Origin of the sequence: Campylobacter canis (genome assembly GCF_045504005.1) — a bacterium.
Taxonomy (GTDB): Bacteria; Campylobacterota; Campylobacteria; order Campylobacterales; family Campylobacteraceae; genus Campylobacter_A; species Campylobacter_A canis.
Genome location: NZ_JBJJXH010000001.1, coordinates 1 through 15408 on the forward strand (window position 1 = coordinate 1; position 15408 = coordinate 15408).

Consider the following 15408-nt stretch of genomic DNA (forward strand, 5'->3'; position numbering starts at 1 on the left):
TTTTAATCTAGGCATCACTGCAAATCAAGTTACCATTTTTGCCTGCATTGTATCCGTATTCATAGGATTTTTGCTGGTTAAATTCTCTCATGTTTCAGCGCTGTTTTTTATCTTGCCTATTTGGCTTTTTGTTAGAATGGCGCTTAATGCCATTGACGGAATGCTTGCTCGCGAATTTAACCAAAAATCAGCCCTCGGAGGCTATCTAAATGAAGCTACGGACGTGATTTCGGATAGCGCTCTTTATCTGCCTTTTGCCTTTATCGCACCGTTTGATTGGGGCACTATTATGCTTATAATTTTTTTATCGCAACTTAGCGAATTTCTAGGCGTTTTGGGGCAGGTTTTAGGTAGGAGCCGTAGATATGACGGCCCTATGGGTAAAAGTGACAGAGCCTTTGCTTTTGGGCTTTTTGGGATGCTATACGCTTGCTTTGGCGAGCTTTGGCAGTGGGTTTATTATCTTGGCGTTTTGATAATAGTATTGCTTGTGATGACCTGCATAAATCGCGTGAAATCAGGACTTAAGGAGGCGTAATTATGATAAAAGATATGGTGGCTAGAGTCGTTGATTTTACATTGTGTAAAATAGCGGTTTTTATCACGGGTATTCGCCCTAGCGAGCAGCTAAAGCAGATGAGTGATCTTTCGCCTAAAATTTACTACGCCAACCATACTAGCCACGGCGATTTTTTGCTGATTTTCGTATCGATGCCCTACAAGTTGCGCAAGCAAATTCGTCCAGTGGCAGGGGCTGATTATTGGGCTAAGGGCAAAATTCGCCCGTTTTTAGCTAGACACGTTTTTAATATGTTTTTGATAGATCGCAAGTCTAAAAATCCCCTTGAATTTATAGAAAAGATGAGCGAGGCGCTAAAGACTCATTCTCTTATCATCTTTCCCGAGGGCACACGCAAGATGGATGATGACATTGAAATCGGAAATTTTAAAAGCGGAATTTATCGTCTGGCCAAAGCTAATCCAAATGTAAATTTAGTCCCTCTTTGGATAAGTAATATCCAAAACGTTCTTCCCAAGGGTTTTTGCCTGCCGATTCCGCTTATTTGTGATATTTGCGTAGGAGATGAATTCAGATACGAAAACGAAGACAAATTTGAGTTTTTGGCAAAAGCCAAAGAGGCTTTATTAAGCCTAAAAAAGGATGAGAAATGAGTAGCGGCGAGGCGATTTTAAAGCTATTTTTTGGGCTTTTAGTTATGCTGGCGCTATCTTCAACCATAGCTTTTATACTTAAAAAATTTGTCGCTAAAGGCGCGCCAAACGCTACGATCGATAACCTAACCGCGCGCATAAACGCTTGGTGGGTGATGATTTTAGTCATATTCGGCTTTGTTTATATGGGCACAAAGGCGCTTATATTTTTGTTTTTTGTCATATCCTTTGCCGCTTTGCGCGAATTTCTATCGCTCATTTACATAAGGCGCGGCGATCATATCGCTCTTGTGGCTTGCTTTTATATCATCTTGCCGCTTCAGTATCTCTTTATCCTTATGGATTGGTACTCTATGGCGATGATATTTATCCCTGTTTATGCGTTTTTGTTTTTGCCGATTTTGTCCGCTCTTCTTGGCGATCCTGCGCACTTTTTGGAGCGCTCAACCACCATTCAATGGGCGATTATGATAAGTGTTTTTTGTATCTCTCACATCCCTGCGCTTCTTATCCTTGATGTGCATGAATTTGAAGGCAAATCGGTTCTTTTAATGCTCTTTTTGATCCTTGTAACTCAAGCTAGCGACGTGCTTCAGTATATCTGGGGCAAGCTATTTGGTAAGACAAAGATAGCTCCAAATATCTCTCCTTCCAAAACTGTCGTAGGCTTTACGGGTGGAGTGATGAGCGCCAGCTTGCTTGGGGCGTTTTTGCACTGGCTAACGCCTTTTAGCTTTATTCAGGCGTTTTTTATCAGCCTTGTTATTTGCCTTATGGGCTTTTTGGGCGGACTTGTGATGTCTGCTATTAAACGGGATTTGCGCGTGAAGGATTGGGGCAATATCATAAGCGGACACGGCGGAATGCTTGATAGGATGGATTCGCTATGCTTTTCTGCGCCGATATTTTTTCATATAGTGCGCTATTTTTGGGCGTAAATTTAAGGAGTAAAATGAGAAATTTTAAAAATTTAGTCAAATTTGCTTTGCTCTTGGCGGGTTTAAATTTATTAGCTTTTTCGCCAAGCGAGCTTGTAAAGGACGCAAGAAGCCAGATCGGTGTAACGATTTATTATGATGCGAGCTACGAAAGACTTGCTTATCCGATGGGCGATGTGGATATCTCAAAGGGGGTTTGTACCGATGTGGTTGTGCGTGCTTTAAGAGAGCAAAATATCGACTTGCAAGAGCTAATCCATAAAGATATGAGCGCAAATTTTAGCTCCTATCCTAAAAATTGGGGCTTAAAAAACACCGATAAAAACATAGACCACAGGCGCGTGCCAAACATCGCTACATATCTTAAGCGCAAAGGCTACAGCGTAAGCGATAAAATTTATAAACCGGGCGATATAGTTACTTGGACGCTTGATAACGGCAGACCGCATATCGGCATAGTATCCGATAAGAAATCCCTCTTTGGAAACACCCCGCTTATTATTCACAATATCGGGCTTGGCGTGCAAGAAGAAGACGTGCTAAATGATTTTAAGATAACCGGGCATTTTAGGATTACGAATTAAAGGAATTAATATGCAAGAAAAAACTTTTCTCACAAGCGACGGAGCAGAGCTTTTTTATCGCCACAAGTCGCCAAGCGATCAGGGGCAAAATGGAAATTCAAACAGCGCGCAAAGCTCAAATTTAAGCCCCCAAAAAGCTATCGTGCTCTTTCACAGAGGACATGAGCACTCCGGACGCATGATGTTTATGAGCGAGGAGTTAAATTTAAGTGATTTTCATTTCTTTGCTTGGGATGCGCGCGGTCACGGCAAGAGCCCCGGAGAACGCGGAGATGCGCCTAGTATCGGCAGGCTCGTATCTGACGTGGATGAATTCATAGATCATATATCAAAAGAGTACGATATAGCCAAGGAAAATATCGCCGTGATCGCTCAAAGCGTGGGTGCGGTGCTGGTTGCTACTTGGCTGCATGATTATGCGCCTAAAATTCGCTGCGCGGTGCTTGCAAGTCCTGCATTTGACGTGAAGCTTTATGTGCCTTTTGCCAAAGAGGGCTTAGCGCTACTTTATAAATTCAAAGGAAATTTTTTCGTAAATAGCTACGTCAAGGCGAACTACCTCACGCACAACAAGGAGCGCATAAACTCTTATAACGAAGATAGCCTCATAGCGCGCGCCATATCGGTTAGAATTTTGCTTGGGCTTTATGAGGCAAGCAAGCGAGTTGTAGGCGATGCTGCGGCTATCACTACGCCTTTGCAGCTGCTTATTTCAGGCGATGACTGGGTGGTAAATCACGCACCTCAGCATGAGTTTTATAACTCGCTTGGCTCGCATATCAAAGAGCGCCATGTGATGAAAGGCTTTTATCACGATACTTTGGGCGAGCAGGATAGACATCTGGCGTTTAAGAAGATTGAAAACTTTATAAACGAGCGATTTAGCAAGCCTTTAAGCGAGGTTGATTGCACGCAAGCGGATAAATTCGGCTTTAGTAGAGAGGAGGCCGATAGACTAGCCACTCCGCTTTGTAAATTTCATCCTAAAAACATCTGCTTTAGTGTGCAAAGATTTGGCATGAAGCTACTTTCGCCTTGGGTTAAAGGGCTTAAAATCGGCGAAGATAGGGGTTATGACAGCGGAAGCACGCTTGATTATGTCTATCAAAACCAGCCGCAAGGCTCAAACGCTTTTGTAAAGTGGGTTGATAAAATTTATCTAAATTCAATCGGCTGGAGAGGCATAAGAAAGCGCAAAGAAAATATCGCCCATGCGCTAAATTTCGTGATGAACGAGTTAAAGCAAAAAGGCGAGCGTATAGAAATTCTCGATATCGCTTCAGGGCACGGCAGATATATACTTGATGCGCTAAGCGGTGAAATTCGCCCCGAAAAGATACTTTTAAGAGACTACGACAAAGTAAACGTAAAAGCGGGGCAGGAGCTCATAAAAGAGCGAAATTTAGAGGATATCGCGACATTTGAAGAGGCAAACGCATTTCATAAAGCAAGCTATGAAAATTTAGAAAATTTCGCAAGTGTCGGTGTGGTTTCGGGGCTTTTTGAGCTATTTAGCGATAATGCGCTTATAAGAGTCGCGCTTGAAGGCTTTGGGCGTAGCGTGCGCAAGGGCGGATATCTCATCTATACGAATCAGCCGTATCATCCGCAGCTTGAGATGATCGCAAGGGCGCTTTCAAGTCATAGAGACGGCGAAGCGTGGATTATGCGCAGACGAAGCGTGGTCGAGATGGATCAGCTTGTTAGTAGAGCGGGATTTAAAAAGATCCACCAATGGATAGACGAGGACGGGATATTTACCGTTAGCGTCGCGGTAAAAGAGTGAAATTTGTCCCATTTAAAGATGAGAAGTGAAATTTAGCCCTAAGCTTAGCCGGTTTTTAACCAGACTTGGTTATCTGCTTTGCGTAGCAACTGCATTTTACGCAAGCTACGGCTTTGCAAACTACCTTGCCTCAAAGCAAAGCTTCGTGCCCGAAATCATCTTTGAATGGGAGTATGATATCCCGTTTATCGCTTGGACGATACTGCCTTACTGGTCGTTAAATTTGCTTTACGGGCTTGGATTTTTGCTGTGTAAAAATTCTCGCGAACTAAACCGCTACACGGCTCAGTTGCTGCTTTCTCAGCTTATCGCGGTTGTATTTTTTATACTCTTTCCGCTTCAAATTTCTTGGAGTAAGCCTGAGAGTTTTGGGTTGTCCAAATTTCTCTTTGATAGCCTTGCGACCTTTGATATGCCGTTTAATCAAGCTCCTTCGCTTCATATCATCTTGTGTGTGGTCGTGGGTTCGCTTTATATATCAAAAACGAGCAAAATTTGGCTTAAGGCTATCGTTTTGGCGTGGTTTGCCCTGATAGCTCTTAGCGTGCTTACTATATATCAGCACCATTTTATCGATATACCTACAGGGCTTTTGGTGGGCTTTTTAGTGCTTGTTATAGTGCCAATTGAAGGCGAAATTTTAAAATTTAACCTCGCTCACACCAAAGCTCATCTAAAATGGGCGAGCTTTTACGCTCTGCTTGCGCTCATATTTGCCGCATTGGCTTTTTATCTTGGCGGAGCCTTTCTTTGGTTGCTTTATTTTAGTGTTAGCTTTGCTCTTGTCGGTTTTGGTTACGCTTTGTTCGGCGCACAAATTTTTCGCAAAGAGCAAAACGGCAAAATTTCATCATTTTGGCTGCTCTTGCCATATCTTATAATGGCTCGGCTAAACATCATCTACTGGCTAAATTTAAAGCGCGCGCCAAAAAGCAGTGAAATTTTGCCAAACATCTATCTTGGCTCGATCGCCGAGGCACATAAATTTGAAGCCGTTTTTGACCTTACGGCGGAGTGCGAATCTCGCCCCAAAGCGGAGCAAATTTACTTAAATTTCGCCATGCTTGACATGGTAAAGCCAAAATTTGATGAGCTCAAAGCCGCCGTAAAGGCAATGGATAGTATAATTAGCAAAAATAAAAGAACGCTCCTTTGTTGCGCACTAGGATACGGCAGAAGCGCTCTTGTGCTGCTTGGTTGGCTGGTTTGGTGCAATAAAATGAACGTAGATGATGCGATTTTACTGATTAAAAATTCGCGCCCCAAAGTTGTCATAGATGATAGCGTGAGAAAATTTTTTATGGAGTTTGGATGAGCAAATCATCGCTGGCACTTACTACTTCGAAGCTCATAAATACCCATAAGATAATATTGTTTGTAAATTTGATTCACGCCTTTATATTTTGGCAGTATCCGCACAAAATTTGGCAGGAATTTATCTTCGCCGCGCTTTATATTTTTATATTTTATCTTCATATTAGGCTTTATTTTGACGCGAAAATTTTTAAGGAATTTGCTGACGGCATGCTTAGTCTTGAGAGGTTTGACGAGAGCCTTAGGACGCTTGGACTTGTTAAGCAGATATCTTTTAAAGATAAAAAATCCTTCATCCAAAGAGATATGACCTCAAGGTGCAAAGGCGCTATGAAGCTTTGGTTTATGCTGATTGGCGTTAGCTTTGCGGCTATTATTTATACGCTTTGTCTTAAGTGGATAGCGTGAAGCAAATTTATATAAAGAGGTGTGATGAGTAGCGAGATAGAGCTAAAAAAACAAGGCGTCATCAAGCGTCTTACGAACAAGACTTTTAAATTTGACCCAAGGATAGCCGAGGGATTTTATACTGCAAGATATTTTTTAAAGATAAATCAAGTCATAAAGCAAAATTTACCCAACCGGCACGTAACTATGCAATTTTTTCAAAGGGCTAATAACATCACTTTATGCGGTATCGATGAAGCCATAGCGATCGTACATACCTTTGCTAAAGAGCCTGAAGAGCTTGAAATTTATGCGTTAAATGACGGTGATATCATAAATGCAAACGAACCTGTTTTAAAGATAAGCGGCAAGTATGAAAATTTCGGCTTTTTAGAAAATATTATAGATGCCACACTGGCTCGCAGAAGCTCGGTAGCTACGAATGTCGCTAGAGCCTTAAAGGCTGCAAACGGCAAGATAGTCTTTTCTATGGCGGATAGGCAAGATGACATCTCAACGCAGATAGGCGACGGATACGCCACTTATGTCGCGGGCATAGATCGCGTTTCAACCGACGCTCAGGGCTTTTGGTGGGGCGGCAAGGGTATGGGGACTATGCCGCACGCGCTTGTTCAGATGTGTGGGGGAGATATAGTAAAGGCGTGTGAAATTTACGCTAAAACATTTCCCGGCGAGCTTGTAACGGCACTTGTTGATTATAATAACGACGTGATCACCGATGCACTTTTAGCCGCAAATGCGCTAAAATCAAGGCTTGGTGCCGTTAGGGTCGATACATCTCAAAGCCTTATAGATAGGTATTTTGAGGACAAAGACACAAGCGGATTTGATCCGCATGGAGTCTGCAAAGAGCTTATTTTTGCACTTCGTAAAGCTCTTGATGAAAATGGCTTTAATCATGTTAAGATAGTCGTTAGCTCGGGCTTTACTCCTGAAAAAATTGCTGAATTTGAAGCGCATGATACGCCTGTTGATATCTATGGCGTGGGAAGCTTTACCGTTAGAAACGATACTTGCGGATTTACGGGCGATCTTGTGGAGCTAAACGGCAAAGCAGAAGCCAAAGTTGGGCGCCGAAATTTCATCTCCGAGCGCTTGCAAAAAGTAGAGTTTAAAAAGTAAATTTAGGCGCAAACGAGCTAAATTTGCGCCTGTAAGTTTATTTTATAGATTCAAGAGCGCTGCAACACTGAGCCGAGCCTATATCGCAGCCTTTTTTGAAGTAAATTTTAGCCTTTTCAAGATCCTTTGCGACCCCGCTTTCAGCAGGCGGCATGTAGTATGTGTAGCCTGCAAATAGGCATGATTCGACTAAGCCGTGTTCGCAGCTCTTGTCAAAATACTCAACAGCTTTGGCAAATTGCTTTTCTTGATAATATGCAGAGCCTGCGTATTCACATCCAATGGCGATCTTGGCTTCGCAAGCTTTTGCTGCGTTATCTTTATCTTTTACGTATTTTCCTGAAGCTTCATGATCTTTTTTTATAAAGGCTAGCAAATAATACTCAAACGCCTTTATCTCGTCTTTTTTGCCGTATTTGTCATCTTGGTAGATTTCACCAAGCTTTGCGCATCCGTCAAATCTATCGCCCCCGCAAATTTGGCTTAGAATTTCGATCGCTTTGTCTATGTTTTTCTCGACACCTTTGCCGTCTCTATAGCCCATCGCTACAAATTTGCAACCGTCATCGTAGCCGCCGTTGCAAAGCTTTGAAAATATCTCAAAGCCCTTTTTAGGATCGTGCTGCGCGCCGTTTTTGCCTTCGGTGTATGAGTATCCTGTCCATAGACATCCTAAATTTGAGCCCAAATCGCAAGCTTTTTGGTAGTATTTGACGTCTTGTTTTTCATAAGCGTAGTCTATACAAGCGGATGCATCGCCGTTTTCACAACCTTTTTCAGGGCTTACGGCTGTTTTGTCTTTTACTTTATTGCAGCAATCGGATCTTTTACCAAATGATATCTCGCAGCATTTTTCATAAGCCTGCTTTGCAAGCCCCGAGTCTTTTTTGACATCAGAACCCTTTCCGAACTCATAAAGCTGCCCAAGCTCTTTGCAAGAAGAATCAACTTTTTCTTTATAGCAACCTAGCTTGAAGTAGTGCTCCGCGTCTTTCCACTGACCTTTGGACTTTGCCGCTAGCCCGTTGTTGTGATTTGGTCCGGCTTGTGCTACCGACAAGCAACTAAATACTAAAAACAGGGTTAAAGCTAACTTTTTCATAGACTCCTCCTTGCGAGTAAATCTGTAAGAATTATAACTTTTTTAATATATTTTTAATCTAAATTATAACAACTTCCGTTTTTAGTTCTATGCCGAATTTTTCCAGCACTAGTTTTTTGGCTAAATTTATGAGATTTATTGCATCATCAAAGCTTGCATTATCAAAATTTATTAAGAAATTTGCGTGTTTTTCGCTAAATTTTGCTCCGCCGATAGAATGTCCTTTTAGCCCTACTGCTTCGATAAGTCTGCCTGCGTAATCTCCCGCCGGATTTACAAAACAGCTTCCAAAGCTGGCTCCTTTTGGCTGGTTTGAGCGTTTAAGCGCAAATTCGCTTGCAAGTGCGGAGTTAAAGCCTTTTGTCTCTTTAAATTTGGCTGCAAAAACAATTTCGTTTAGCTCGCAATATCTATAAGCAAATTTTATCTCTTCTTTTTTAACCCAGCCTCGTTTTAAACGGACCTCAAGCAGATTGTCACTCATGGAAATTCCACAAAGCCCCGCGTTCATCTTGATCATGCCTCCAAGGGTGCCGGGGATATTTTGCAAAAACTCAAAGCCTGCTAGATCGTGCTTCTTAGCAAAATTATAAATTTTACCGCTCTTTGTAGCAGCACCTATCTCTAAAATTTCGCCTTCAAGCTTTATATAGTCAAATTTATCGCTTAAAATCGCCATCGGTGAAGGATTTAGCGAAACTAAAAGGTTATTTCCTCCGCCTATTATCACGCGACCTTGCGTATCATCTTGTGTGCTATCTATGAGCAAAACCTCGTGCACGCCACCTATTTTAACGGAAGTAAATTTAGAAAAGTCAATAAGCCTAGTCATTGCACGAAATGCGGGATAAATTCGATCATTCGGATAGTAAAATCAACCATCATGCTCACCATCCAAGGCATGAGAAATATGATAACGACGACTACGAGGATGATTTTTGGCACGAAGCTTAGCGTCATCTCGTTTATCTGCGTGGTCGCTTGAAAAATGCTGATGATAAGACCCGCGCTAAGACCTGCTAAAAGCATAGGAAAGCTAAGATAAAGTGCGGTTTTAAAGGTCTCTATGCCCAGTTCGATTAGGGTTGATTGCATTTAGCTAAACCTTACGTCGTTGTATTCGGTTGGCACCAGATAGTCGCGCGCGTCGATTAACTCATCGTAAAAGCCGTGCTTGTAGCCTATCTCAAACAGCTTATTTACAGCGTTTAGTTGCGTTTCGTTCATCGATACGGAGCTATCGTTTGCATATAAATTCAGATAAATTTTAAGCTTTTCTTTATCGACTCGGATCAAATTTCGCTCCATGAGCATGTGCGATAAAAACGGCTTATGCTCGGTTGCGATTTTAACGGCTTTGGTAAGCACTCGCTCGCACTCTATGGCGTCGGTTATGGGAAGTGAACGACGAACAGCCATGCCGCCAAGCGGAAGAGGTAGATCCCCGCCTGAAAACTCCTGCCATATATCCCAAATTTCACGCTCTACGCAAAGCTCTTCGCTAAAAGTTAAGATGCTTTCGTGTATGAGCACTCCTGCATCTACTTCGCCGCTTAAAACGGCGTTTTCTATCTCTAAGAAATTTTTATAAACTATGCGCGCCTCAGGATATGCCACGCGAAACAAAAGCGCGTTTGTGGTGTGTTTGCCTGAGAGTGCGACCTTGAAATTTCGTTTTAGAATTTTATCTTTTTTCTTTACCAGTTTTGGTCCGTATCCCTCTCCAAAACTAACCGCGCACCGAAGCAAAGCGTAGTTATCTCTTATAAGCGGATATAATCCAAAACTAATCGCAGTAGCGTCGTAAGTGCCTTTAAGCGCCTCGACGTTAAGCGTTTGGATGTCTAAAGCAAGGTTGCTAAAACGCAAATTTACAGAATCAACCCAGCCGAATTTTATCGCCATATACATAAAAATATCGTCCGCATCTGGTGAATGCGCTACGCTAATATCTTTAAAATATCTCAAATTTAATCCTTTTTAGGATTATAGGTTAAATTTTATGAATAGTTGATTAAATTTAAGTTTCAAACAAGCTTTTATATCTTGAATAATAAAATTTGCTTTATTGCGATACAAGTTCTCGGCAAAATTAAATAGATTCGTGGAGAGTACTATAAAAAAGCATTGTTTTTTAGCGGATGTGCGAGTATTTTTGACGGCACGAGTCGGTATATAAACCCTAGTTTAAAGCAACTAAAAGGGCAGCATATATCTTTGGTCATTGATCGTATTAAGTATTTTCCTCATGTAGATATCGGTATGCTTAGCAATAAGTATTATATATACAAAGAGTGCGAGTACAAGGGAGACAATATCACTTATAACGGATACGGCGTGATTTTAAGTCGCCAGCCGATTTACCACTGCGGAAATATGCACTTTGTTACCGATAAGGACGGCTTCATCAAAGACTACGTAGAAGAGGGCTACAGATACCATGACGACTATCAGAAGTATTTTAAAGATCTGATAATAATCAAGAGATAATTAAGGAGAGATAATGAAATTTAAAATTTTAACCGCGATACTTGCCGCTTTTGCTATGAACTGCTTTGCCGAGGTTCCCCAAGATGTTGTGAATAGATATTTTGAGCTTACGGATAACGGCAAATTTAAAGAGGCGATTGATCTCATGATGCCTTATGCAGAGCAAAAGGACGATGACGCCGAGCTTAAAGTAGGCTATGCTTATGAAGCGAGGCTTAAAAACTACAAAGACGGCATGATGTGGTATAAAAGATCGGCAGACAGAGGAAATCCCGTGGCTAAGTCGAATTTGGCGAATATTTATTATCATATGTTTGATTATAAGCAGGCCTTTAAGCTATATGAACAAGCAGATAAGCAAAACTACGCACCTGCGGCGTATATGCTGGGTATTATCTACTACGACGAACAAGGCGATATAAAAATCGGAAGAGACTTAGTAAAGGCGGTGAATTATTTTAAAAAGGCGGCTGATTTAGGACATGCGGGGGCTCAGTATATGCTTGGAATTTGTTACATGAACGCCCACGGTGTAGCTCAGGATCTAAAAGAGGCTAAAAGACTTTTTACTCTTGCGGCTAAAAATGGAAACAAACGGGCTGAGGAGATGCTTAATAAAATTAATTGATCAAATTTGCGGCTTATATGGAAATCTTTATAAAATCGCAACTTTTATAAATTCAAATTTACAAAAGAGCTATATTTTGGTAGCTCTTTTGGCTTTATCGTGATTATTTATTTTGGTTTTAGGGCTTTAAGCTTTTGTGCAAATCAAATATAAAATTTAAACTTCAAATTTCAAATAAACGAAAATTCATCTCAAATTTGATAAAATCAGACAATTTATTACAAATTTAAAGGCAGTAAATGGCAGCTGAAAAAGACGACAAGAAAAAGTTAACCCCCCTAGAATCCGAATCCGACAAAAAGAAAGCTCTTGATCTGGCGTTAAAACAGATTGATAAAGCTTTTGGCAAGGGCACTATGGTGCGCCTTGGAGATAGGCAAGTAGAGCCTATAGACTCGATAGCTACGGGCTCGATCGGACTTGATCTGGCTCTTGGCATAGGCGGCGTTCCAAAGGGTAGGGTTATAGAAATTTACGGACCTGAAAGCTCGGGAAAGACGACCTTAACGCTTCATATCATCGCCGAAGCTCAAAAAGCGGGCGGAATTTGCGCATTTGTCGATGCGGAACATGCTCTTGACGTAAAATACGCTTCAAATTTAGGCGTTGATACGGACAATCTTTACATATCTCAACCCGATTTTGGCGAGCAGGCTCTTGATATCGTAGAGACTCTTGCAAGAAGCGGAGCGATCGATCTTATCGTAGTTGATAGCGTCGCTGCACTTACGCCAAAAAGCGAGATAGAGGGCGATATGGGCGATCAACACGTAGGACTTCAAGCAAGACTTATGAGCCAAGCCTTAAGAAAGCTAACCGGAATCGTGCATAAGATGAAAACCACCGTCATCTTCATCAACCAAATTCGTATGAAGATAGGCGCTATGGGGTATGGCACGCCTGAGACTACAACGGGTGGAAATGCGCTTAAATTTTACTCTTCCGTTCGTCTTGACGTTCGTAAAATAGCGACTCTTAAACAAAATGAAGAGCCTATCGGCAACCGAACGAAAGTAAAAGTAGTGAAAAACAAAGTCGCACCTCCGTTTAAAACGGCCGAATTTGACATAATGTTTGGCGAAGGAATCAGCAAAGAGGGCGAGATAATCGACTATGGAGTTAAGCTTGATATAGTCGATAAAAGCGGCGCTTGGTTTAGTTATAATGCGAGCAAACTCGGTCAAGGCAGAGAAAATGCCAAGGCGTATTTAAAAGAAAATCCTGAAGTGGCCGATGAGATCGTAGCTGCGATAAAAGGATCTATGGGAATTGAGCACATCATAAGCGGTGGTGGAAAAGATGACGAAGATAGTCAAGAAACAGGAGATGAATGATGATTTTTGTAGATGATGTTACGGCGTTAGAAGTTTTAGACAGCAGAGGAAATCCGACTGTACGCGCTACGGTTGCACTAAGTGACGGGACGGTTGCAAGCGCTGTCGTGCCAAGCGGAGCCAGTACCGGCAAGCGCGAGGCTTTGGAGCTTAGGGATAAGGATAGTAGATATTGCGGTAAGGGCGTGCTAAAGGCGGTTAGCAACGTAAATGAAGCTATAGCCGAAGCGATAATCGGGCTAAACGCTTACGATCAAAAATCAATCGATGATGAGATGAAGAGGCTTGATGGGACCGATAATTACTCAAATTTAGGCGCAAATGCCGTGCTTGGCGTATCTATGGCGGTTGCTAGAGCGGCTGCAAAAAGCTTAAATATACCTCTTTATCGTTATCTTGGCGGAGCGAATGCGAGCGTGCTTCCCGTGCCGATGTTTAACATCATAAACGGCGGAGCGCACGCAAATAACAGCGTGGATTTTCAAGAATTTATGATTATGCCTTTCGGGTTTGAGAAATTCAGCGATGCCCTAAGAGCTGCGGCTGAAATTTATCAGGTTTTAAAAGGAATTTTAAACGAGCTTGGTCACAGCACCGCAGTTGGCGACGAGGGCGGATTTGCACCGAATTTAAAGGATAATGAAGAGCCTCTTAAGATCATAATGCAAGCCATTGAAAAAGCTGGATATAAGCCGGGCGAGCAGATAAAACTGGCTCTTGACGTGGCTGCAAGTGAGCTTTATAAAGCGGGCTCTTACGAGCTTGAGGGCAAGAAATTTAGCTCTGAAGAGCTTATAGAATACTACGCAAAACTTTGCGATAAGTATCCGATATTTTCTATCGAAGACGGACTTAGCGAGGATGATTGGGACGGTTGGGCGAAGCTCACGGCTAGACTTGGAAGCAAGGTTCAGCTAGTAGGAGACGATCTTTTCGTAACTAATGAGAAAATTTTACGAGAGGGCATTAAAAAAGGCGTTGCAAACGCGATTTTAATCAAGCCAAATCAGATAGGAAGCGTAAGTGAAACGATGCAAACTATCCGCTTAGCGCAACGCAAGGGCTATCGCTGCGTCATGAGTCATAGAAGCGGCGAGAGTGAAGATAGCTTTATAGCTGATTTTGCCGTAGCGATGAATACGGGTCAGATAAAAACGGGCGCAACCTCAAGAAGCGAAAGAAACGCTAAATACAACCGCTTGCTTGAGATCGAGCTTGAGACAGATGAATTTTTAGGAAATGAAATTTGAGTGAAATTTTAAAAGAGTATGACGAGAATGAGATAAAGAGATCATACTCTTTTAAAACTATTATTAAGATTATCGGATTGCTTCTTTGTGTGGCTCTTTTTGGCATATATGTGGGAAATATAATGTTTGGCAAGAGGTCTTTAGATGTAATGCTTGGGCTTCAGGATCAAAAAGAGCAGCTTAAAAAAGATGTGGAAATTTTAAAAAAGCGCAATGCCGAGCTTCAAAAGTCGTTTTTTGAGCTAAAAGAGCTTGAGCCGCAAGATAGTAAATAACTGGAGTTGATATGGGTAAAATTTGGTTTTTTGTATTGGTTTTTTTAAGCTTTAGTTTTGGTAGGGAAAATCCGTTCGTGCCGACGGGCGAGTTAAATACAAGTGTAACTACGACAAATTCGGTTGAAATTTTAACTCCTTTTGAAAAGCAAAACATAAAATTCCCGAGCGATGCAAGGAATTTTATCTCTATATCGGTTAAGTATAAGAGCGAAGACGGAAGTATCAAAGAAAAAGTTATCGATGTAAATAAGAGCATAAATTGGAATGATGAACTAACGCTAACAAAGACTCTGTCGCCTGCGGTAGTGCTAAAGCCTGATGTGTCGGTTACTAATGAATTGGACAATAAGGTGATTTTAAAGAAAGAAGTAAAGCCTGATGAAGTTTTTGATTTCAACACAACTATTGTAGGCAATATAAGCAAAGATAAATTAATGGATATTGTTATCGATCCGGCTCCTGTTAAACCAGAAATTCAAGAGCCTTTAAAAGTTGTTAAATTTGATAGGGCTGATTTAGAAATATACCCTATGAAGATCAAGGTTATTACCAAGGATATTAAGATTAAAGATTTTATGATTCTTAGAGATAATAAGATAGTAATAGACCTTAAAAGTTCAAAACCATTTTATACAAAGATTGCTGAAATAAATTGCGGTGCTTTTAATAATGTCAAATTTGGTGCCCATAATGATTTTTATCGTATAGTTATAACTCTTGACGGTAGATATAAATATGCGATTGATGCTAGCGAAGAAGGATATTTATTGAAGGTTAAAAAATAGACCTTTTTTAACCTTCAATAAATGTATGCCAAATAACATCAAAATTTGTCGTTTGTCTTAATTTTGTTATTACCAAAGATATCCTCTGCTTGTTATGACCTTACATAATAAAGAAAACTGATTACTCAAATTTGTTTTACAGCTTTTTAAGTTTTGTGTTTTTATCTGTATTGAGAAATGGAAATATATACAATTTGTTTTTGATTTATCAAAGCT

General features: G+C 41.2%; 18 protein-coding genes. 14 read left to right on the plus strand and 4 right to left on the minus strand.

What is annotated here, in order from left to right:
* From ACHJH3_RS00005 to ACHJH3_RS00040, 8 genes are all read left to right on the plus strand, one after another.
* A partial coding sequence (locus ACHJH3_RS00005; RefSeq protein ID WP_407063061.1) for a CDP-alcohol phosphatidyltransferase family protein occupies window positions 1–538 on the plus strand: 538 nt, incomplete at its 5' end.
* A 2-nt stretch (window positions 539–540) separates the two neighbouring features.
* A complete protein-coding gene (locus ACHJH3_RS00010) occupies window positions 541–1173 on the plus strand; it encodes a lysophospholipid acyltransferase family protein (protein WP_407063062.1) in 633 nt (210 codons plus the stop codon).
* Window positions 1170–2111 (plus strand): phosphatidate cytidylyltransferase, encoded by a 942-nt coding sequence (locus ACHJH3_RS00015; protein ID WP_407063063.1) that lies wholly within the window; start codon window positions 1170–1172, stop codon window positions 2109–2111. Before ACHJH3_RS00010 ends, ACHJH3_RS00015 begins: the two co-directional genes overlap by 4 nt.
* 14 nt (window positions 2112–2125) lie before the next feature.
* Window positions 2126–2695 carry a DUF1287 domain-containing protein gene (locus ACHJH3_RS00020; RefSeq protein ID WP_407063064.1) on the plus strand — a complete coding sequence of 190 codons (570 nt, stop codon included), beginning with the start codon at window positions 2126–2128 and terminating at the stop codon, window positions 2693–2695.
* Between the two features lie 10 nt (window positions 2696–2705).
* The gene (locus ACHJH3_RS00025) at window positions 2706–4481 is read left to right on the plus strand and encodes a bifunctional alpha/beta hydrolase/class I SAM-dependent methyltransferase (RefSeq protein ID WP_407063065.1); all 1776 of its coding nucleotides are present in this window, start codon (window positions 2706–2708) and stop codon (window positions 4479–4481) included.
* Between the two features lie 25 nt (window positions 4482–4506).
* On the plus strand, window positions 4507–5796 hold the full coding sequence (locus tag ACHJH3_RS00030; RefSeq protein ID WP_407063066.1) for a phosphatase PAP2/dual specificity phosphatase family protein: 1290 nt from the start codon (window positions 4507–4509) through the stop codon (window positions 5794–5796).
* Window positions 5793–6203: a hypothetical protein gene (locus ACHJH3_RS00035; protein WP_407063067.1), complete on the plus strand. Its 411-nt coding sequence runs from the start codon at window positions 5793–5795 to the stop codon at window positions 6201–6203. Before ACHJH3_RS00030 ends, ACHJH3_RS00035 begins: the two co-directional genes overlap by 4 nt.
* A 24-nt stretch (window positions 6204–6227) precedes the next feature.
* The gene (locus ACHJH3_RS00040) at window positions 6228–7325 is read left to right on the plus strand and encodes a nicotinate phosphoribosyltransferase (protein ID WP_407063068.1); all 1098 of its coding nucleotides are present in this window, start codon (window positions 6228–6230) and stop codon (window positions 7323–7325) included.
* 37 nt (window positions 7326–7362) lie between these two features.
* On the opposite strand, the gene ACHJH3_RS00045 is transcribed toward ACHJH3_RS00040, so the two are convergent.
* The 4 genes from ACHJH3_RS00045 to ACHJH3_RS00060 are packed head-to-tail and all read right to left on the minus strand — an operon-like array spanning window position 7363 to window position 10395.
* Window positions 7363–8427: a tetratricopeptide repeat protein gene (locus tag ACHJH3_RS00045; RefSeq protein WP_407063069.1), complete on the minus strand. Its 1065-nt coding sequence runs from the start codon at window positions 8425–8427 to the stop codon at window positions 7363–7365.
* A gap of 58 nt (window positions 8428–8485) precedes the next feature.
* The gene (locus tag ACHJH3_RS00050) at window positions 8486–9259 is read right to left on the minus strand and encodes a UDP-N-acetylmuramate dehydrogenase (protein ID WP_407063070.1); all 774 of its coding nucleotides are present in this window, start codon (window positions 9257–9259) and stop codon (window positions 8486–8488) included.
* Complete coding sequence (gene fliQ / locus ACHJH3_RS00055) at window positions 9256–9522, minus strand: flagellar biosynthesis protein FliQ (protein WP_169941033.1); 267 nt, start codon at window positions 9520–9522, stop codon at window positions 9256–9258. The genes ACHJH3_RS00050 and fliQ overlap by 4 nt, the downstream gene beginning before the upstream one ends.
* Window positions 9523–10395 carry a menaquinone biosynthesis family protein gene (locus tag ACHJH3_RS00060; RefSeq protein ID WP_407063071.1) on the minus strand — a complete coding sequence of 291 codons (873 nt, stop codon included), beginning with the start codon at window positions 10393–10395 and terminating at the stop codon, window positions 9523–9525.
* A gap of 159 nt (window positions 10396–10554) precedes the next feature.
* Between ACHJH3_RS00060 and ACHJH3_RS00065 the strand changes: the two genes are divergently transcribed.
* The 6 genes from ACHJH3_RS00065 to ACHJH3_RS00090 all read left to right on the plus strand — a co-directional run bounded on the left by ACHJH3_RS00065 (window position 10555) and on the right by ACHJH3_RS00090 (window position 15192).
* A complete protein-coding gene (locus ACHJH3_RS00065; protein ID WP_407063072.1) occupies window positions 10555–10917 on the plus strand; it encodes a hypothetical protein in 363 nt (120 codons plus the stop codon).
* 13 nt (window positions 10918–10930) lie between these two features.
* A complete protein-coding gene (locus ACHJH3_RS00070; RefSeq protein WP_407063073.1) occupies window positions 10931–11545 on the plus strand; it encodes a tetratricopeptide repeat protein in 615 nt (204 codons plus the stop codon).
* Window positions 11546–11784: 239 nt separating this feature from the next.
* Window positions 11785–12879, plus strand: a complete 1095-nt coding sequence (recA, locus tag ACHJH3_RS00075; RefSeq protein WP_169941041.1) for a recombinase RecA — start codon at window positions 11785–11787, stop codon at window positions 12877–12879.
* Window positions 12879–14129, plus strand: a complete 1251-nt coding sequence (gene eno, locus ACHJH3_RS00080) for a phosphopyruvate hydratase (RefSeq protein WP_407063367.1) — start codon at window positions 12879–12881, stop codon at window positions 14127–14129. Before recA ends, eno begins: the two co-directional genes overlap by 1 nt.
* On the plus strand, window positions 14126–14404 hold the full coding sequence (locus tag ACHJH3_RS00085; protein WP_407063074.1) for a septum formation initiator: 279 nt from the start codon (window positions 14126–14128) through the stop codon (window positions 14402–14404). The genes eno and ACHJH3_RS00085 overlap by 4 nt, the downstream gene beginning before the upstream one ends.
* 11 nt (window positions 14405–14415) lie before the next feature.
* Window positions 14416–15192 (plus strand): AMIN domain-containing protein, encoded by a 777-nt coding sequence (locus ACHJH3_RS00090; RefSeq protein WP_407063075.1) that lies wholly within the window; start codon window positions 14416–14418, stop codon window positions 15190–15192.
* Window positions 15193–15408 lie beyond the last annotated feature (216 nt).